This is a genomic window from Billgrantia desiderata (assembly GCF_900108215.1).
Lineage (GTDB): Bacteria > Pseudomonadota > Gammaproteobacteria > Pseudomonadales > Halomonadaceae > Halomonas > Halomonas desiderata.
This window is the reverse complement of the sequence record NZ_FNVC01000004.1, coordinates 190981-208789: the sequence shown is the minus strand read 5'-3', so window position 1 is coordinate 208789 and position 17809 is coordinate 190981. Positions and strand designations below refer to the sequence as shown.

Here is a 17809-nt window from a genome sequence, read left to right as displayed (position 1 = left end):
AAATCGCCCCGGCCAGAAGAGCCCGGGGCGATTTCGCTTCCTTGCCATACGCCGAGGCTCTAGTCTTCGCGCTGCTCGTACTCCTCGGCCACGCGGATGGCCTCGGCTTCGGTGTCGTGCTCGGAGATGACGATCTCGTTGCTGGGATCCGTCTCGTCGATCACGTTCCAGCCGGTTACCGGCAGGTTCATGTCCTGAGCGTCACGGATCGGTTCGACGCGTGCCTGCTTGGGTCCGCTCTTGGGCATGTTGCCTCCTTGCTCTGCTGCGTGTGCCTCATCAAGCTAGTCAACCCTCGTCAGCAAGCCAAACGAAGCCGCAGTGTCACGCCTCGGGCGCCAGGTCCGTCACCGCCCCAGTGCTGGCAGAGCTCACCGTGCGGGCGTACTTGGCCAGCACGCCGCGGGTATAACGCGGTGCGGGCTGGCGCCACGCGGCTCGCCTCCGTTCCAGTTCCACAGCGTCGACGTGCAGCTCGATGGTGTCGGCCTCGGCATCGATGGTGATGGTGTCACCGTCCTCGACCAACGCCAGCGGGCCGCCCTCGAAGGCCTCGGGCGAGACATGCCCCACCACGAAGCCGTGGCTGCCGCCGGAGAAGCGCCCGTCGGTGATCAAGGCCACCGAATCACCCAGCCCGCGGCCCATGATCGCCGAGGTGGGGGTGAGCATCTCACGCATGCCGGGTCCCCCCTTGGGCCCTTCATAGCGAATCACCACCACGTCGCCGGCCACCACCGTGCCGTCGTTGATGCGCGCCTGGGCCTCTTCCTCGGAACCGAACACCCGGGCGCTGCCGGAGAAGCGCGTGCCCTCCTTGCCGGTAATCTTGGCTACCGCGCCCTCAGGAGCCAGATTACCGTGGAGAATACGCAGGTGGCTCTCGGCCTTGAGCGGAGCGTCCAGCGGCGCGATGATCTGCTGGCCGTCCGGATATGGCTCGACACCGGCCAGGTTCTCGGCCAGCGTCCGTCCCGTCACCGTCAGGCAGTCACCGTGGAGCAGGCCGGCGTCGAGCAGGGTCTTCATCAGCGGCTGGATGCCACCGATCTCGACCAGCTCGCTCATCATGTAGCGGCCGCTGGGGCGCAGGTCGGCCAGTACCGGCACGCGCCGACCGATCTCGGTGAAGTCGGCGAGCGAGAGCGGCACGTCCACGGTGGCGGCCATGGCGATCAGGTGCAGTACCGCGTTGGTGGAGCCGCCCAGTGCAATCACTACGGTGATGGCATTCTCGAAGGCCTCGCGGGTCATGATGTCGGAAGGTTTTATATCGCGCTCGAGCAGTTCGAGCACCGCGGCACCGGCCGCCTCGCAGTCTTCACGCTTGGCCTGGGACACGGCATTTTGCGCCGAGCTGCCCGGCAGGCTCATGCCCAGCGCCTCGATGGCTGAGGCCATGGTATTGGCGGTGTACATGCCACCGCAGGAGCCGGGCCCGGGGATGGCCGTCTCCTCGATCTGCTTGAGCTCGATCAGCTCCAGGTCACCGCGGCTGTGAGCCCCCATGGCCTCGAACACCGAGACGATGTCGGTGTGGTTCTTGCCGGGCTGGATGGTGCCGCCGTAGACGAAGACGCTGGGCCGGTTAAGGCGTGCCATGCCCATCAGGCAACCCGGCATGTTCTTGTCGCAGCCGCCAATGGTCACCAGGCCGTCGAAGCCCTCGCAGCCGGCCACGGTCTCGATGGAGTCGGCGATCACCTCCCGCGACACCAGCGAGTACTTCATGCCCTCGGTACCGTTGGCGATACCGTCGGAGATGGTCACGGTGTTGAAGATCACCCCCTTGCCACCGGCCGCGTCGGCGCCGTCGCGGGCGCGCTCGGCGAGCTCATGGATATGACTGTTGCAGGGGGTGACCATGCTCCAGGTGGAGGCGATGCCCACCTGAGGCTTGGTGAAATCTTCGTCGGAAAAGCCCACCGCACGCAGCATGGCGCGGCTGGCCGACTTGCCGACGCCGTCCACCACCGGGGCGGAGTGGCGACGACGCGGGTCCGGGGAATCGCTCATGGAAGTGGCTCCTTCGTTTCGCTTGCCGATCTACGAAGGGTGGTTGGCCAAAGGCTTCCTGGCAAATTCCAGCCTGGCCGCCGCCGAACCGTGGCGCTAAAGCCCGATGCCGACTGGCCGATATGACCTGGAGCTCATGCAGTGTTATAACAGCGAACAAAGCCAGTACGACTTCTCCCCCGCAGGGAACCGCCATGCCTTTCAGTGAAGCCAAGGAACACGCCCCCGGGCATTTGCACCATATCTTTGCCGATCCCTACTCCGCCTTCGACAATCTCAACGTCGAACGCCAGCTGCATCTGCGGGTCGCCCTGCAGACGCTGGTGTGCGAGCCGATGACCGACGGAACGCTGACGCTGCGGGTCATCCACGGCTGGGAGAACGGCGGCTTCGAGCCCGCCGACCTGGCCCACAGCGACCATCGCCTGGCAACGCTCGAAGACTTGGAGCAGGTGCGCGCCAGCTACCAGCAGGCCATGGAGAGCGCCGCCCCGCTGCCGCGCGACGACGCCTCCCTGCTGGCCGCACCGTTGGCCGACGCCATCGCCGCCGCCGAGGCCAAGGGGCAGGCACTCGACGAGGAGACCCGCACCATCCCCGCGCGCTGGCCCACCTTCGACCAGGGCCTGTCCCTCTACACCTTCTTCAAGGTCTATCACCGTCTTACCTACGGCGAGGACGACAGCTACCGCTCGATCCGCTGCCAGACACCGCAGGGCCCCCACGAGATTCACGAATTCCACCTCGAAGAGGGCGAGTTCGCCGTGATTCGCCCCGTCGAGGATGCAACCGGCAACAGCGTCCTGGTGCTGCACGACAGCCAGCTCGAACCGGTGTTGATGCTGCTGGAGGCGTGCCGCACCTGAGCCGGCCCCCGCTGCCTCAACCGGCGGCGGGTTTCTCCCGCGGCACCCGGCCCATCAGGTAGAACTCCGGGTTGGGCGGCGTGCCGGTGAGCGTGACCAGGCGGTTGGAGAGACCGAAGAAGGCGGCGATGGCGCCGATGTCCCAGATGTCGTCGTGGGTGAAGCCCGCCTCGATCAGACGCGCCTGCCACTCATCGGTGAGCTCCCCCACGTCCAGGCCGCAGTGCAGGGCAAAGTCGAGCATCACCCGATGCCGCTCGCTGATCGGCGCGGTACGGTGGTTGATGGCGACCTGGTCGGCCAGCAGGGGGTCCTTGCTGTAGATGCGCACCAGCGCGCCATGGGCCACCACGCAGTACAGGCAGCGGTTGCGGGCGCTGGTGGCCACCACGATCATCTCCTTCTCCGCCTTGGTCAGCGTGTCGGACTCGCGCTCCATCAAGGCGTCGTGGTAAGCGAAGAAGGCACGAAACTCATCGGGCCGGTGTGCCAGCATCAGGAACACGTTGGGCACGAAACCGGCCTTCTCCTGCACTGCGAGGATGCTGCCGCGAATGTCTTCAGGCAGGTCCTGGATCGATTCGGGCACGGGAAAGCGGCTGAGCGGGGCTGGCATGGCAAGGACCTCTTGTGTCGTTGTGGTTACCGGTCATCACCAGTTAACGTCAACGTAAACATGTTGTCCATGCGACATCCGCTCACACCTCTTCCATCAGCGAGCGTGTCACCACCCGGTTGCGGCTGATCTGCTTGGCCTCGTACATGGCCTGATCAGCCTGGCGGTAGATGGCCATGGCCGCCGGCACCTGGTCGTAGTCGCTGCAGCACACCAGCCCGAAGGAACCTGTCACCACGCCATGGCGCGAGGCTTCATGGGGAATCTGGAGCTGCTGCAGGGCATGGCGAAAGCGCTCCAGGGCGTAACGCCCCGCCTCCAGCGAGTCGGCCTCGAGCAGGATGCCAAACTCCTCGCCGCCCAGCCGGAACAACCTGTCGCCGGCACGGCGGAAGTGAGCCTTGAGCAGATCGGCCACCTCGATCAGCACTTGGTCGCCGGCCTGGTGCCCATAGGTGTCGTTGAAGAGCTTGAAGTCGTCGATATCCATTATGGCGAACAGCAGCGGCTTGCCGTCACGCTGACGGCGCTGAATCTCTTCGTTGATCAGGGTTTCGAACTGACGCCGGTTGAGCAGCCCCGTCAGCGGGTCGGTGCGCACCATGGCCGCCAGCTTGTGGTTGGCCTGCTCCAGTTCCTGGGTGCGCTGATGCACCTTGGTCTCGAGCTGATGGTTGAGGGTACGCTGCAGCTCGTAGGTCTCGCGCTCCGCTTCCAGCTTGGCACGCTTCAGGTAGTTGATCTTGCAGGCCAGCCCGAAGGCCAGCAGCAGGAAACCGAACCCTGCACCCAACTCCAGGGCGTACTCGGTGGCCAGCCCATAGGGCACGAAGCCGCCCAGACGCAGTGCATAGAGCACGCTACCCGCCAGCAGGCCGCTCCAGCCCAGCAGGAAGATCCGCGCCAGCCGATCGCCCTTGAAGCTGAGCCAGGCGCTGGCGCCGAGCAGCAGCAGCGCATAGCCGATGCTCAGCGGCACCAGCGCACGCAGTGCCCAGGCAAAGCGGTCGGCCAGGCTCGGCAGTACGCTCAGCACCAACAGCCCCGTGAGCGCCACGAGGCCCTTGGCCAGACGCGGCGCCTGCCGTTTGAGGCTCAGATAATCGAGGCTGAACAGGGTGAGAGCGACGTACAGCAGCCCCGCGCTGAGCAATAACACCTGCTGGTTGAAGCGCGGCCACTCCGGCCACAGGAACTGGTAGCCGAACCCTCGTAGCGAAAGGTTGAACAGCAGGAACGCCCCCAGATAGAACACGGAATGAAGGAAGGCCTTCTCGCGGGTGGCGACAAAGGTCAGCAGGTTGTAGAGCAGCAGCGCCAGCAGCCCGCCATACAGCACGCTGTAGGCCATCAGCTCGCTCTGGGTCCGCTGAAGGAAGCTGGCATCGTCCATCAGCAGCATGGGCAGAGCAGGCACCAGGCCGTCGTGACTGGCCAGACGCAGATAGACATGACGCGTCTCGTTCGCACCGATGTGCACCGGCAGCACGAAGGAGTGATGCCGCACGGGGCGGGAAGCGAATGGGCGTCGGCTGCCGGTGCTCCACTGTTGCAGCACCCTACCCTCGGCGTCGACGGCATAGGCATCGATGAAATCGGGCAGCGGCGAGGCCAGCTCGAGCAAGCGTCGCAGGGGGGCATGGGAGGCGTTGGCGAGTTCCAGCTTCAGCCACCAGGCCGAATGGGTGAAACCGAAGTTGGGCACCTCCTGCTCCAGCATCTGCCAGGGCAGTGCCTCGGCCTGCTCCAGGATCTGCTCGATGCCGAGCTGAGCGGTTTCATCCTCGAGTACCGCCACCTGGGGGGCAGGATTGATGACGGTGGAAGGCGTGGCGATGTCGACAGCAGCCTGGGCCTGCCACGCAAGCAACCACGAGAGTGACCAGATCAGGGCGGCCGTCCATTTGGCCATGCCGGTTTGGGCACCGGCGAGCGCGCAGCGCATCGGTACACTGCCTCCTATCGTGTCCTTACGATCCCTCCACTCTAGCAGGTCTGGCCTGGGAAACTCTTAACTTACGCAAAGCGCCCCACCCGATCGGGTGGGGCGGCACATTGCCAGTCGGCGGTGTCAGCTCAGCGAAATGGTGCTGTTGATGCCGCTGGAGACGTTCTCGGGCTCGAACCAGCGTGCGGTGACGGTCTTGGTCTGGGTCCAGAACTGGATCGCCTGCTTGCCGTTGGGGCCCAGGTCGCCGAGCTTGGAGCCGCGCGAGCCGGTGAAGCTGAAGTAGGCCACCGGCACCGGGATCGGCACGTTGATGCCGACCTGGCCGACGTCGATGTCGGTTTCGAAGCGGCGCGCCACCCAGCCGGAGTTGGTAAAGATCGAGGTACCGTTACCGTTGGGGTTGGCATTGATGAAGGCGATCGCCTCGTCCAGCGTATCCACGCTGACCACGCACAGCACCGGACCGAAGATCTCCTCGCGGTAGATGGTCATCTCCGGCTTGACGTCGGCGAACACGGTGGCGCCGACGAAGTTGCCGTCGGGATAGCCCTCTACCTGATAGCCGCGTCCGTCGACGAGCAGCCTGGCGCCCTCCTTCTCGCCGGCATCGATCAGGCGCACCACGCGGTCGCGAGCCGCCTTGGAGACCAGCGGGCCGAGGTCGGCATCGCGCTGGGTGCCCGGCCCCACCTTCATGTTGCGCGCGCCCTCGACGATGTCGTCGAGCCACTGGTTGGCCTCGCCCACCAGTACCACCACCGAGTTGGCCATGCAGCGCTGACCGGCGGCGCCGAAGGCCGAGCCCAGCAGGTTGTTGATCGCCTGGCTGCGGTTGGCGTCGGGCATCACGACACAATGGTTCTTGGCGCCCATCATCGACTGCACCCGCTTGCCCGCCTCGGAAGCACGGCGGTAGATGTGGGTGCCCACGTTGGTGGAGCCGATGAACGACAGCGCCTTGATGTCCGGATGGTCGCAGATCTGGTTGGCCACGTCGGGGCCGCCGTGCACCACGTTGAGCACACCGGCCGGCACGCCCGCTTCATGGGCCAGCTCGACCAGACGCATGGTGGAGCTGGGGTCCTGCTCGGAGGGCTTGAGCACGAAGGTGTTGCCGGTGGCGATGGCCAGCGGGAACATGAAGCAGGGCAGCATGATCGGGAAGTTGAAGGCGGTGATGCCCGCGCCCACCCCCAGCGGCTGGTTGAGGGTGTAGACGTCGACCTCGTTGGCGGCGTTCTCGGCCAGCTCGCCCAGCTGCAGCGAGGTGATCGAACAGGCGTGCTCGACCACCTCCAGGCCGCGACCCACCTCGCCGGCGGCGTCGGGCAGGGTCTTGCCGTGCTCCTCGGTGATCAGCGCGGCGAGCTCCTCGGTGTGCTCGCGAATCAGCGCCTGCAGCGTGAGCATGATGCGCATGCGCTTGGCCAGCGGTGTCTTGCGCCAGGTCTTGAACGCCTCCTTGGCGCTGGCCACGGCGCGGTCGACTTCCTCGGCGGTGCAGAACGGTACCCGCGCCACCACTTCCTGGGTGGCGGGGTTGATCACGTCGCGCCACTCCTGGCTCTGGGACGGGACGGCCTGACCGTCGATGTACATGGGAATTTCACGAATGGACATGGCGAACTCCTGTTGTGCTTGTAGTCGTTGTACGGCTGAAGCTGAGATGTAGACCTTGTGTGTAGAAACACACGAAGCGTGATGAATTCGAGTCTATATAGCCGCGTGGCGGCGTGACAACGGGCACTTCTTCACATGCCTTGTGCAATAATGCACAAACGAATTCCATGAGGTGCGAGCCGTGCTCGACTGGCAGGACATCCAGATCTTTCTCGAAGTGGCGCGCAGCCAGCGGCTCACCGATGCCGCCCGGCGCCTGGGCCTGGACCACTCCACGCTGTCGCGGCGCACCCGACGCTTCGAGCAGAAACTCAATACCCAACTCTTCGAGCGTAGCACTCATGGCTACCACCTGACCGAGGCCGGACAGCAGTTGCTGGCCCACGCCGAGGAGATGGCCCGCCACGCCTTCGAGGCGGGCGAGAGCCTGGCCGACAAGAACCGCCAGCTCGGCGGTCAGATTCGCCTGGGCGTGACCGAAGGCTTCGGTACCTGGGTCGTCGCCCCGCTGCTCTCGGTCTTCTGCGAACGCCACCCGGGCATCACCCTGGATCTGCTGGCGCTACCGCGGGTGGTCAACCTGAGTCGCCACGAGGCGGACCTGGCCATCACCGTGGAGCGCCCGGCGAGCCAGGGGCTGGTGATTTCGCGACTGTGCGACTACCGCCTGCGGCTCTACGGCAGCCAGGCCTACTTTGCGCGACACGGGCGCCCCACGCGGCTCGCCGACCTGGGCCACCATCGCCTTATCGGCTATGTCGACGACCTGATCTTCAGCGAGCAGCTGAGCTACCTCGACCCGCTGCTCGATCCCGCGGTGGTGGGCGTGGCACCGCACTTCTCGATCCGCAGTACCAGCGTCACCACCCAGCACGCTGCCGCCCTGCAGGGGGCGGGACTCGCCGTGCTGCCCTGCTTCATGGCCGAAACCGGCAGCCGGCTCGAGAGCGTGCTCGACGACGAGGTGGAGATCGTGCGTCAGTTCTGGATCACAGCGCGCCAGGAGCAGCGGCGCCTGGCGCGGGTCAGGCTGCTGTGGGACTTCCTGCGCGAGGCGCTCGAAGCCAACCGGGCGCTGCTGATGGGCGAGGCGCGGGAGCTGACGCTGCCCGACGCCTCGCAGTAACGCAGGCGAGGTTTACGCGGCCGAGTCGCAGCTGAGCTGACGGGCGGCCTCGCGCCCGGCGATGGCGCCCAGCACCACGGCGCTGAGCAGGCCGTTGCCGGAGAGATAACCGCTGTCGCCCGAGCCGGACACCCCGCGCGCCGCACCACCGGCGGCAAACAGGTTGGCGAAGGCGCCGCCGTCCTGGCGCAGCACCCGCGCCCGGGCGTCCACTTCTAGCCCGCCCTGGGTGTGGAACAGCGCGCCGGTCACCTTGATCGCATGGAAGGGCGCCACCAGCAGGTCCTCGGCGCTGAAGGTACGACCGAAGGCATCGGCCCCACCGCTCTCGGCCAGGGCCTGCATCTCGGCGAAGGTCTCGCGCAGTGCCTCCAGCGGCAGCTCCAGCCCTGCCGCCATGGCTTCCAGGCTGTCGAAGGTGCGTACGGCCCCGGCGATATGGGCGTTGCGGTAGTCTTCGAACTCCAGCGCCGCCTGATGGATGCGCCGGTCGAACAGGTTCCAGGCCATGCCGCCCGGCTGAGCCAGCACCTTGGCCGCCTGCTCCGAGTAGCCGCCGTGCTCGTTGGAGAAGCGCCGGCCCTCGCGGTTGAGCTGCACTCCGCCGCGCATCATCACCGCCCAGGTGATCAGGGTCTGGTGCGGCATCGCCAGCGAGCCGTGGCCCTGGCAGGCGCCCAGATCCTTGAGGCTCGCGCCCATCGCCTCGCCCCACAGCAGGGCGTCGCCCTGGTTACCCTCGTGGCCGAAATAGAGCGCATCCTTCAATGCCGGCAGGTGGCGCGCCACCAGCTCGGGGTTGCCGCCGTAGCCGTTGCAGGCAAGGATCAGGGCATCGCAGCCGATGGCTTCGCGGCTGCCGTCGGGGCGTTCGAGGGTCACGCCATGCACCCGGCCGGTGTCGCTCACATGCAGGTCGACCACCCGGGCTTCGGTGAGCAGGTCGATGCCCGCCGTCGCCACGGCATTGAGCAGGCTGCCCATCAGCTCCTCCCCGATGCGCCGTGGGGTGGCATGCATGCGCATGCGGCTGTGCCCGGGATAGAGGAAGCCCTCGACCAGATCGAAGGGCACGCCGTGGGCGTCGGCCAGCCACTCGACCACCCCGGCCGAGGCCTCGGTCAGCGCCCGCACGATGGCCGGGTCCGCCTGGTGGCCGTTCTTGCGCTGGATGTCCTCGGCCATCAGCGCCGGGCTGTCCGTCACCCCGCGCCGCTCCTGAAAGCGCGTGCCCGCCGCCGGGATGAAACCCTGAGACATGGAGGTGCTGCCCCGCGGCAAGGCATCGCGCTCCAGCACCACCGAATCCGTGCCGTACTCCTTGGCGGCCAGCGCCGCCACCAGCCCGCAGGCGCCCGCCCCGACGATCACCAGCGGCACGTGCGCCTCGAACGCTTCTCCGCTGCCAAAGGCGACGATAGGCATGACGTTACTCCTCAGTGGTTGCCGCCGGCCTGGGCCCGGTAGGCGTCGAGAATCTCGCCCGCCGGTGCCTGCCACACCTCGGCATGGCCGGAGATGTGATCGAGCACCGCCTCCAGGCAGCCGATGCGATGCGGCTGGCCGACGAGCCAGGGGTGAAGGTTGAGTGCCAGCAGCCGTCCGCCCTGCTCACGCCCCTCCTGCAGCAGGAAGTCGAAGGCGTCCGTCACCTGAGCCACCCAGCTGTCCTCCGAGTGCAGGTTCTGGCACATCACGAACTGGTCTTCGATCTCGGTGGAGAGCGGCAGCATGGTCAGCTCGCCGCGTTCGGTGGCGAAGGCGTAGGGCAGATCGTCGTTGACCCAGTCGGCGCAGTACTCGATGCCGTTCTCGGCCAGCAGCTCCGGGGTGTTCCAGCTCTGGTGCTTGGCCGGACTCAACCAGCCGCGAACGGGTTGCCCGGTCAGCTCGCGCAGCGTCGTCACCGAGCGGCGCACGATCTCGGCCTCCTCGTCGCGATCCTGGCCGCCGTAGTGCAGGTGATCCATGTTCCAGCCGTGGCACAGGAACTCGCCGCCGTAGGCTTTCAAGCGATGCAACAGGTAGGGCTGCTGCTCGGCGAGCTGGGCGTTGATCGCCCAGGTGGGACGAATGCCGCGCTGCTCGAAGGCCGCCAGCATGCGGTAGATGCCGACCCGGTTGCCGTAGTCGCGCAGCGAGTAGTGGCGCAGGTCCGGATAGGGCATGGTCATGCCGTTGGGCACCTTGAACGGCACGCCGCGCTGATTGAGCGGGTAGAACTGCAGCGAGACGTTGATCCACACCGCCAGCGGCTTACCGCCGGGCCACTGGAGCGGCGGGCGCTCGCCCAGCATCGACCAGGCATAGCGCTCGTGATCGTAGCCGTGGCGTCGCCAGGGGTAGTGCAGGTATTCGGGTTCGAGGGACATCTCTCAGCTCCTCCCGGCCATGGCGGCCTTGGCATCGATGTCGCGCAGGGCGTCGTCGTAGTGGTGGGCGAGATAGTGCCGGGCGATCTCACGGCCGGTGGCGACCCACACGTCGCTATGGCCGGTGATGTACTCCAGCGCCTCCTCGAAGGCCTTGATGCGGTGCGGACAGCTGATCTGATAGTTGTGGGTGGGGATGCACATCACTGTGCCCGACTCGGCGCCCTCGGCGTAGAGCCGGTCGAAGTGGCGCTTGAGCATGGTCAGGTAATGGCGCGGCTCCACCTTGTTCACCGCGTAGACGATGGTGTCGTTCATCTCCAGCGAGTAGGGCATGGAGATGAAGCGCCGCCCCGAGCGCAGCCGGATCGGCGTGGGCTGGTCGTCGTGGAACAGATCGCAGGTGTAGATGCCGCCCTCCTCGCCGAACAGCTCCTGGCCCACCTCGGCGAACAGGTCGAGGGTGTGCTCCGAGTGGGACAGCGCCGGCGCCAGGTAGCCGGCGCACTTCTGCCCGGTGTGGCGATGGATCGTCTCGATGCCGTCGCGGATCATCTCCCGTTCCTGGGCCTCGCTCATGCCGTAGGTGTAGCGGGTGTTGTAGATGCCGTGGCTGAAGAACTCCCAGTCGCGCTCGCGGCACATGGCGACGATCTCGGGGTGGTGCTCGCAGAGTGCCACCGAGAGCGACACCGAGCCGCGAATGCCGTACTTGTCGAGCAGCGCCATCTGGCGCTCGTGCCCCACCCGGTTGCCGTAGTCGCGAATGCTGAAGCCCGGCACCGAAGGGTGCGGCGTGGGCCACGGCTTGCGCTGCGGGTTGGCCGGCGGGTCGAGCTCGTAGTACTCGATGTTGGGCGCCACCCAGAAGGCCACCCGCGCCCCGTTCGGCCAGGCGATCTTGGGCCGGTTCTCGTAGGGCCAGTAGTCGTAGGCATCCAGCGTCTCTTTCATCACCGCCTCCTCGCCGCTCAGGCCTTGTCGCTCGCGCGCGCCTCGAGCCAGGCCAGCACGTCGGCCACGTTCATCACGTCGGCGTACTTCAGGTGCAGGTCGGTGAGGTTGGCGTAGTGGTAGCTCTCGTGCTTGTCGGCCACGCACTCCATCGGCACGATGGTGCGATAGCCCCGCGACAGGCTGTCCACCGCGGTGGCGCGAATGCAGCCCGAGGTGGAGCCGCCGGTGACGATCACGGTGTCGACCTGGTGCCACACCAGCAGCGACTGCAGCGGCGTCTCGAAGAAGGCCGAGGGCATACGCTTGGTATAGACCACATCGCCTGGCTCGATCTCGACCCGCTCGTCGAAGGCGGCGCGGTCGGAGCCGTATTTGATGTTCTGCAGCGAGTCGGGGGTGTCGGTGCGCGTGCCCCACACGCCGGCATCCTCGGCGGAGTCGAGGAAGGCCACGTGGGTCCACACCACCGGCCAGCCGAGCTTGCGGAAGCCGCGCGCCAGCTGGTTCACGTAGTCGAGCTGATTGGGGTCGGTCTCGTAGGCGGTGGTGTAGAGATCGGTGCGGGTGTAGGCCTTCTGCGGGTCGACGTTGATCAGCACCGCCTTGTTGCCGAAGCCGAACGGCACGCGCTGTGGATTGGCCATCACCTCGAAGAAGATCTCCTTGGCGGTCTTGTCGGTCGTGATCATGCGCTCTACTCCTGTGTCTTTGTCCTTGTGATCAACGGGCGTCGTACTTCTCGCCCAGCTCGAGCATCTTGCGCGTACCGAGCACCTCGTTGAGCTGGCCGAAGTCGAGCATGCGCTCGCGGAAGGCGTCGGTGGTGCCATCGCGGCGCAGGGTGGCAAAGAACTGGCTCGCCATGTGGGTGAAGGCGCGTACCAGGGCGCCGGGGAAGATCACCAGCGAGAAGCCCTGCTCCTGCAGCGCCCGGGCGTTCTGCAGCGGCGTGTCGCCCCCCTCCACCATGTTGGCCATGATCGGGATCCGGCCGCGGAATTCGGCCATGATGCTGGCGATGTCATCGTCGCTGCGAATGCCCTCGATGAACAGCATGTCGACCCCGGCCTCGCGGTAGGCGTGAGCGCGCTCGATGGCCCGGGCCGTGCCCTCCACCGCCACCGCGTCGGTGCGGCCGATGATCAGGGTCGTGTCGCTGGCGCGGGCATCCAGCGCGGCCTTGAGCTTGCCCACCATCTCGCCTTCCGGCACCAGCGTCTTGCCGCGCAGGTGGCCGCAGCGCTTCGGGTAGGTCTGGTCCTCGAGCTGAATGGCGTTGGCCCCGGCACGCTCCAGCATGCGCACGCTGCGCATCACGTTCATGGCGTTGCCGAAGCCGGTGTCGCAATCGACCACCACGGAGAGCTCGGTGCGCTCGCGGATGTGCGACATCACGTCGTTGACCTCGCTGACGCTGACCAGGCCGATATCGGGTCGACCGAGCTGGGTGTAGGCGATGCTGGCCCCTGAGAGGTAGACGGTATCGAAGCCGGCCTCGGCGGCGAGCGAGGCGCTCAGGGCGTCGTAGACGCCAGGTGCTACGACGATCTCGGGAGCGTGCAGTCTGGCCTTGAGGTCGCTGGCATCAAGAATCATGACGGGTGAATTCCTCGCATGGTCGGAAGTCGGGTAAGGGGAACGACGTCCCCGATCAGGGACGTGCCAGCGCCAGGTCGTTCCAGACCTGCTGTCGCACTATCCGGCCGTGGCGTAGCTCGAAGCGGTCGATGAAGCGCACCCCGGCAAAGGGGGTGCCATCGGGCCATTCGCCGTCGAGCTCGCCATGGCAGAACACGGCGGTGAAGGCATCGCCATCGCAGGTTTCCACCGCGGCGATGCGCTTGCGCACGAAGCGATAACGGCCGGCGGCCCAGGCCACCAGCTCATCGAGTCGATGCATCACCCCGCTACCGGGAAAGACCATGGTGAACGTCTCGTCGAGCAGGGTTTCGGCGCGTTCGAGGTCACGCGCCTCCAGGGCGGCGAGAAAGTCGCGCACGATCCGCTCCGGGGCCGCGGCAGGCATGTCGGCAGGCATAGGGTCTCCAGGCAAGCCTTTGTCGTTGTTTGGCGCTATTCTTCGAATTGCATGGAACACAAAGCTGTCCTATGCATAATACATTTCTATGTCCACCCAACACCTCGCGTCAAGCGCTTCATCACGACCGACAACAACGCACAAGGACCGCAACATGAACGATACGCATGCGAATTCCGTGGGGGGTACCAAGTCCCATCGCATCTATCTGCTGCTCAAGGACGCCATTCTCAGCGGCCGGCTGGCACCGGGGCGCAAGCTGCCCGGCGAGCTGAAGCTGGCCGAGCAGTACGGCGTGTCGCGGGTCACGGTCAGGCGTGCCATGCAGGCACTCAACGAGGCAGGGTTGGTGGCGCGCAAGCCGGGGCTCGGCACCGTGGTGCTGGAGCAGCCGCTGGACGCCACGGTGATGACCGCCAGCGTCGCCAACCTGCTGCCCAACATGGTCAAGATGAGCAAGGCCTCGCGGGTACGCCTGCTGGAGTTCTGCTACGTCAGACCTCCCGAGCCGGTGCGCGAGAGCCTGGGGCTGCACGAGGGCGACAAGGTGCAGCGCTCGATTCGCGTGCGCCTGGCCGACGGCAAGCCGTTCTCCTACCTGGTGACCCACGTGCCGGAGTACATCGCCCTGCATTACAACGAGGCCGACCTGTCGCAGACCCCGCTGTTCGCCCTGCTCGAACGCAGCGGCGTGAAGGTCGACCATGCCGCCCAGACCATCTCGGCCACCCTGGCCACTCACGAGGTGGCCGAGGCGCTGGACGTCTCGGTGGGCTCGCCGCTGATCTCGCTGACTCGCGTGGTTTACGACGAGGAGGGACGCGGCGTGGAGCATCTCGACGCGCTCTACCGCCCCGACCGTTACCGCATCCAGATCGATCTCAACCGCACCGGCGACGAAGCGGCGCGCTACTGGGAACCCATGGCGCCGGAGCCCCGGCAGGCGGAAACCGAGCAGCAGACGTGAGCGTGACGCGAACCAAATGTGCTGTTTTTAATACATTTAAATCACAGATAAAAATACATTTGACCTGTGATATCTGTCTGGGATAGATGTATTTGGAGCTGGTTGTATTGAAGAGAGTCGACACCAGAATGACGCAACCCCGTTGAAGCGACCGACATGACAATGCCAACGACGCTGTTCGACAAGGTGTGGGACGCCCACGAGATTCTGCGCGGAGAAAGCGGCCAGAGCCTGCTGTGGATCGACCGCCATTTCGTGCACGAAGGCTCCTTCCATGCCTTCAACAAGCTGCACGAACGCGAGCTGTCGGTGGCACGCCCCGACCTGACCTTCGGTATCGCCGACCACTACGTGCCGACCCTGACCCGCCGACTCGATGCCATCGGCGACGCCAAGGTGCGCGGCATGATCGAGCAGCTGGCCGACAATACCCGCCGCCATGGCATCACCCTGTTCGGTCTCGACGACCCGCGCCAGGGCATCGTGCACGTGCTGGGCCCCGAGCAGGGCCTGACCCAGCCGGGGCTGCTGATGGTGTGCGGCGACAGCCACACCTCCACTCACGGCGCCTTCGGCAGCATCGCCTTCGGTATCGGCGCCTCGGAAGTGGCCCACGTGCTGGCGACCCAGACCCTGTGGCAGAGCCGCCCCAAGAAGATGCGCCTCACCGTCGAAGGCGAACTGGCGCCAGGCATCAGCGCCAAGGACATCGCGCTGACCTGGATCGCCCGCCTGGGCGCCGACGGCGCCCGGGGCTACGCCATCGAATACGCCGGCAGCGCCATCCGCAGCCTGTCGATGGAAGCGCGCCTGACGCTGTGCAACCTCTCCATCGAGGGCGGCGCCCGCTGCGGCATGATCGCCCCCGATGCGACCACCTTCGACTACCTGCGCGGGCGTCCCTTCGCCCCCCGGGGAGCGCAATGGGAGCAGGCTTTGGCCTACTGGCAGACGCTGAAGAGCGATGACGGCGCCCGCTTCGACCGCGAAGAGAGGCTCGCCGCCGCCGAGATCGCCCCCACCGTGACCTGGGGCGTCTCGCCGGAAGAGGCGCTGCCCATCGACGCCCGCGTACCCGACCCGGCCGACCAGCGCGATGCCGGCAAGGCGCGTCAGCTGCGCGACAGCCTCGACTACATGGGCCTCGCCGCCGGCCAGAAGCTGACCGACATCGTCATCGACCGGGTCTTCATCGGCTCCTGCACCAACGCGCGCCTGGAGGATCTGCGCGCCGCCGCCGCGGTACTGCGTGGGCGGCGCAGCAAGGTGCCGGGCATCGTCTCGCCCGGCTCCACCCAGGTGAAGCGCCAGGCCGAGGCCGAAGGGCTGGATGCCGTGTTCCGCGAGGCGGGGCTGGAGTGGCGTGAGTCCGGCTGCTCCATGTGTGTGGGGATGAACGGCGATCTGGTGCCGCCCGGCGAGCGCTGCGCCTCTACCACCAATCGCAACTTCAAGGGCCGCCAGGGGCCGGGAGCCAGAACCCACCTGATGTCCCCGGCCATGGTCGCCGCGGCAGCCGTGGCCGGCCGCCTGGCCGACGTGCGCGAGCTGTGACAGGAGCCGAATGATGGAACCGATCAAGATCATCGACGCCCCGGCCTGCCCGCTGCCGCTGGCCAACGTGGACACCGACCAGCTGATTCCGGCGCGCTTCATGAAGGAGCCGCGCAGCGTCGGCTACGGACGCTTCCTGCTGCATGACCTGCGCCACGACGAAAACGGCCGGCCGGTGGCGGGTTTCATCCTCAACCACCCGCAGGCGGATGAGGCGAAGACCCTGGTGGCACGGCGCAATTTCGGCGCCGGCTCGTCGCGGGAGGCCGCCGTCTACGCGCTGGTGGACTTCGGCTTTCACTGCGTGATCGCGCCCAGCTTCGGCGACATCTTCGCCTCCAATGCGGTCAACAACGGGCTGTTGCCGGCCACGGTCAGCGAGGCGGACGCCGAGGCACTGCTCGCCGCACTCGGCGAGTCACCCGGCCCACTGCGCGTCGACCTGGAGGCGCAGCGCATCGCCATCGGCGAGCTGAGCGTCGCCTTCACCATCGCACCGACCTGGCGCACCAAGCTGCTCAACGGCTGGGACGACATCGACATGACTCGTCAGCACGCCGCAACCATCGCCCGCTTCGCCACTCGCTATGCCAGCCAACGGCCCTGGCTCGATGCCGGACCGCCACCGCTGATCACACGGGGCTGACGCTGAATACCGGCCCAAGGGCCAATGACAAGACCACCAACGCTGCAGATGATCAAAGGAGAACAACTATGAACAAGCCTCTCATCGCCTCCCTGGGCCTCGCCGCCCTGGTCGCTTCCGGCCAGGCCCTGGCCGTGGAGCGCATCACCGCCGTCCACGCCTTCCCGCCATCGCTGATCTACACCCAGAGCTTCCTCGAGTTCGTCGACAAGGTGAACGAGCGTGGCGAAGGCGTGGTGCAGATCACTGTACGCGGCGGCCCCGAGGTGATCGGTCTCTCCGAGCAGCCCGACGCGGTGCGCAACGGGGTGGTCGACATGGCCTACACCGCGGCCAGCTTCTATGCCGGCACCGTGCCCGAGCGCGACGCCATGGTGGCCTCCAACACCAACGCCATCTATGCCCGTGAGAACGGCGGCATCGACCTGCTCAACCAGATCCACCAGGAGAAGATGGGAGTCTACTATCTGGGCTGGTTCGACAGCGGGGTGAGCTACAACCTCTACACCATCAACGAGCCACGCCTGGACAGCGAGGGCAACCTCAGCGTCTCCGGCATGACCCTGCGCAGCAACCCGGTGTACGACGCCTTCTTCCAGGACTACCTCGGCGCCCAGCCGATCAGCCTGCCCACCACCGACGTCTACTCGGCGCTGGAGCGCAACGTGGTCAACGCCACCGGCTGGACCCAGATCGGCCTCAAGGACCTCAACTGGGACCGCTTCCTCAACTACCGCATCGATCCCGATTTCTTCTCCACCGACATGGGCGTGATCATCAACCTGGATAGCTGGAACGGCCTGAGCGAGGAAGCCCGCGAGATCCTGCAGGAAGTGGCCATCGAGCACGAGCGTGCCAGTGCCGAACGCTTCGAGGTGCTGGCCGAGGAGCAGCAGGCCGAGCTGGAGGCCGACGGCATGCAGGTCTTCCGCCTGGAGGGCGAGGCCGGCGAGCGCTTCTCCGAGGCCGCCCGCGAAGCCACCTGGGAGCGCATGCGCCGCCAGATGGAGCGCCACCCCATGGGGCTCACGCACTACGATGAGCTGATCGAGAAGTTCAACGACCTGTAAGGCGAACGGG

The 17809-nt window shown here is 66.4% G+C and carries 17 protein-coding genes; 6 read left to right on the top strand and 11 right to left on the bottom strand.

Translation table 11 applies throughout. The features are described 5' to 3' along the window. Nucleotides 1-59: 59 nt before the first annotated feature. Complete coding sequence (locus C4S71_RS06265; RefSeq protein WP_103968574.1) at nt 60-248, bottom strand: hypothetical protein; 189 nt, start codon at nt 246-248, stop codon at nt 60-62. Between the two features lie 76 nt (nt 249-324). Then, nucleotides 325-2016 carry a dihydroxy-acid dehydratase gene (gene ilvD / locus C4S71_RS06260; protein ID WP_103968573.1) on the bottom strand — a complete coding sequence of 564 codons (1692 nt, stop codon included), beginning with the start codon at nt 2014-2016 and terminating at the stop codon, nt 325-327. Between the two features lie 194 nt (nt 2017-2210). Here ilvD and C4S71_RS06255 point away from each other — a divergent pair, with 194 nt between their 5' ends. After that, a complete protein-coding gene (locus C4S71_RS06255) occupies nt 2211-2882 on the top strand; it encodes a hypothetical protein (protein ID WP_103968572.1) in 672 nt (223 codons plus the stop codon). 16 nt (nt 2883-2898) lie between these two features. Here C4S71_RS06255 and C4S71_RS06250 read toward each other — a convergent pair whose 3' ends face one another. The 3 genes from C4S71_RS06250 to C4S71_RS06240 all read right to left on the bottom strand — a co-directional run bounded on the left by C4S71_RS06250 (nt 2899) and on the right by C4S71_RS06240 (nt 7069). Next, nucleotides 2899-3498 carry a peroxidase-related enzyme gene (locus C4S71_RS06250; RefSeq protein WP_103968571.1) on the bottom strand — a complete coding sequence of 200 codons (600 nt, stop codon included), beginning with the start codon at nt 3496-3498 and terminating at the stop codon, nt 2899-2901. 82 nt (nt 3499-3580) lie between these two features. Continuing rightward, nucleotides 3581-5443 carry a diguanylate cyclase gene (locus C4S71_RS06245; RefSeq protein ID WP_103968570.1) on the bottom strand — a complete coding sequence of 621 codons (1863 nt, stop codon included), beginning with the start codon at nt 5441-5443 and terminating at the stop codon, nt 3581-3583. Nucleotides 5444-5569: 126 nt separating this feature from the next. Further along, the gene (locus C4S71_RS06240) at nt 5570-7069 is read right to left on the bottom strand and encodes a CoA-acylating methylmalonate-semialdehyde dehydrogenase (RefSeq protein WP_086508312.1); all 1500 of its coding nucleotides are present in this window, start codon (nt 7067-7069) and stop codon (nt 5570-5572) included. Nucleotides 7070-7250: 181 nt separating this feature from the next. Here C4S71_RS06240 and C4S71_RS06235 point away from each other — a divergent pair, with 181 nt between their 5' ends. Beyond that, nucleotides 7251-8195: a LysR family transcriptional regulator gene (locus C4S71_RS06235; protein ID WP_103968569.1), complete on the top strand. Its 945-nt coding sequence runs from the start codon at nt 7251-7253 to the stop codon at nt 8193-8195. A gap of 12 nt (nt 8196-8207) precedes the next feature. Here the strand turns inward: C4S71_RS06235 and C4S71_RS06230 are convergent, their stop codons facing one another. Genes C4S71_RS06230 through C4S71_RS06205 form a run of 6 tightly spaced genes read right to left on the bottom strand, consistent with a single transcriptional unit; the run spans nt 8208 to nt 13562 of the window. Further along, nucleotides 8208-9620: an FAD-dependent oxidoreductase gene (locus C4S71_RS06230; RefSeq protein WP_103968568.1), complete on the bottom strand. Its 1413-nt coding sequence runs from the start codon at nt 9618-9620 to the stop codon at nt 8208-8210. 11 nt (nt 9621-9631) lie between these two features. Then, on the bottom strand, nt 9632-10567 hold the full coding sequence (locus C4S71_RS06225; RefSeq protein WP_103968567.1) for a polysaccharide deacetylase family protein: 936 nt from the start codon (nt 10565-10567) through the stop codon (nt 9632-9634). A gap of 3 nt (nt 10568-10570) precedes the next feature. Continuing rightward, nucleotides 10571-11521, bottom strand: coding sequence for a polysaccharide deacetylase family protein (locus tag C4S71_RS06220; protein WP_103968566.1), 951 nt, complete (start codon nt 11519-11521; stop codon nt 10571-10573). Nucleotides 11522-11538: 17 nt separating this feature from the next. Further along, complete coding sequence (locus C4S71_RS06215; protein ID WP_086508307.1) at nt 11539-12213, bottom strand: isochorismatase family protein; 675 nt, start codon at nt 12211-12213, stop codon at nt 11539-11541. Nucleotides 12214-12244: 31 nt separating this feature from the next. Continuing rightward, nucleotides 12245-13120, bottom strand: coding sequence for an isocitrate lyase/PEP mutase family protein (locus tag C4S71_RS06210; RefSeq protein WP_103968565.1), 876 nt, complete (start codon nt 13118-13120; stop codon nt 12245-12247). Nucleotides 13121-13175: 55 nt separating this feature from the next. Then, the gene (locus tag C4S71_RS06205) at nt 13176-13562 is read right to left on the bottom strand and encodes a nuclear transport factor 2 family protein (protein WP_103968564.1); all 387 of its coding nucleotides are present in this window, start codon (nt 13560-13562) and stop codon (nt 13176-13178) included. Nucleotides 13563-13716: 154 nt separating this feature from the next. On the opposite strand from C4S71_RS06205, the gene C4S71_RS06200 reads away from it, so the two are divergent. The 4 genes from C4S71_RS06200 to dctP all read left to right on the top strand — a co-directional run bounded on the left by C4S71_RS06200 (nt 13717) and on the right by dctP (nt 17799). Next, entirely contained in the window at nt 13717-14529 is an 813-nt protein-coding gene (locus tag C4S71_RS06200) for a GntR family transcriptional regulator (RefSeq protein WP_103968563.1), read from the top strand. 156 nt (nt 14530-14685) lie between these two features. Beyond that, nucleotides 14686-16083 carry a 3-isopropylmalate dehydratase large subunit gene (leuC, locus tag C4S71_RS06195; protein ID WP_103968562.1) on the top strand — a complete coding sequence of 466 codons (1398 nt, stop codon included), beginning with the start codon at nt 14686-14688 and terminating at the stop codon, nt 16081-16083. Between the two features lie 13 nt (nt 16084-16096). Further along, a complete protein-coding gene (leuD, locus tag C4S71_RS06190; protein ID WP_103968561.1) occupies nt 16097-16729 on the top strand; it encodes a 3-isopropylmalate dehydratase small subunit in 633 nt (210 codons plus the stop codon). 68 nt (nt 16730-16797) lie between these two features. After that, the gene (gene dctP / locus C4S71_RS06185; RefSeq protein ID WP_103968560.1) at nt 16798-17799 is read left to right on the top strand and encodes a TRAP transporter substrate-binding protein DctP; all 1002 of its coding nucleotides are present in this window, start codon (nt 16798-16800) and stop codon (nt 17797-17799) included. The last annotated feature ends 10 nt before the right edge of the window (nt 17800-17809 follow it).

What these genes read in the sequence shown, in the direction of transcription:
- C4S71_RS06265 (WP_103968574.1), bottom strand. Translation starts at nt 248, where the DNA reads ATGCCCAAGAGCGGACCCAAGCAGGCACGCGTCGAACCGATCCGTGAC.
- ilvD (WP_103968573.1), bottom strand. Translation starts at nt 2,016, where the DNA reads ATGAGCGATTCCCCGGACCCGCGTCGTCGCCACTCCGCCCCGGTGGTG.
- C4S71_RS06255 (WP_103968572.1), top strand. Translation starts at nt 2,211, where the DNA reads ATGCCTTTCAGTGAAGCCAAGGAACACGCCCCCGGGCATTTGCACCAT.
- C4S71_RS06250 (WP_103968571.1), bottom strand. Translation starts at nt 3,498, where the DNA reads ATGCCAGCCCCGCTCAGCCGCTTTCCCGTGCCCGAATCGATCCAGGAC.
- C4S71_RS06245 (WP_103968570.1), bottom strand. Translation starts at nt 5,443, where the DNA reads ATGCGCTGCGCGCTCGCCGGTGCCCAAACCGGCATGGCCAAATGGACG.
- C4S71_RS06240 (WP_086508312.1), bottom strand. Translation starts at nt 7,069, where the DNA reads ATGTCCATTCGTGAAATTCCCATGTACATCGACGGTCAGGCCGTCCCG.
- C4S71_RS06230 (WP_103968568.1), bottom strand. Translation starts at nt 9,620, where the DNA reads ATGCCTATCGTCGCCTTTGGCAGCGGAGAAGCGTTCGAGGCGCACGTG.
- C4S71_RS06225 (WP_103968567.1), bottom strand. Translation starts at nt 10,567, where the DNA reads ATGTCCCTCGAACCCGAATACCTGCACTACCCCTGGCGACGCCACGGC.
- C4S71_RS06220 (WP_103968566.1), bottom strand. Translation starts at nt 11,521, where the DNA reads ATGAAAGAGACGCTGGATGCCTACGACTACTGGCCCTACGAGAACCGG.
- C4S71_RS06215 (WP_086508307.1), bottom strand. Translation starts at nt 12,213, where the DNA reads ATGATCACGACCGACAAGACCGCCAAGGAGATCTTCTTCGAGGTGATG.
- C4S71_RS06210 (WP_103968565.1), bottom strand. Translation starts at nt 13,120, where the DNA reads ATGATTCTTGATGCCAGCGACCTCAAGGCCAGACTGCACGCTCCCGAG.
- C4S71_RS06205 (WP_103968564.1), bottom strand. Translation starts at nt 13,562, where the DNA reads ATGCCTGCCGACATGCCTGCCGCGGCCCCGGAGCGGATCGTGCGCGAC.
- C4S71_RS06200 (WP_103968563.1), top strand. Translation starts at nt 13,717, where the DNA reads ATGAACGATACGCATGCGAATTCCGTGGGGGGTACCAAGTCCCATCGC.
- leuC (WP_103968562.1), top strand. Translation starts at nt 14,686, where the DNA reads ATGACAATGCCAACGACGCTGTTCGACAAGGTGTGGGACGCCCACGAG.
- leuD (WP_103968561.1), top strand. Translation starts at nt 16,097, where the DNA reads ATGGAACCGATCAAGATCATCGACGCCCCGGCCTGCCCGCTGCCGCTG.
- dctP (WP_103968560.1), top strand. Translation starts at nt 16,798, where the DNA reads ATGAACAAGCCTCTCATCGCCTCCCTGGGCCTCGCCGCCCTGGTCGCT.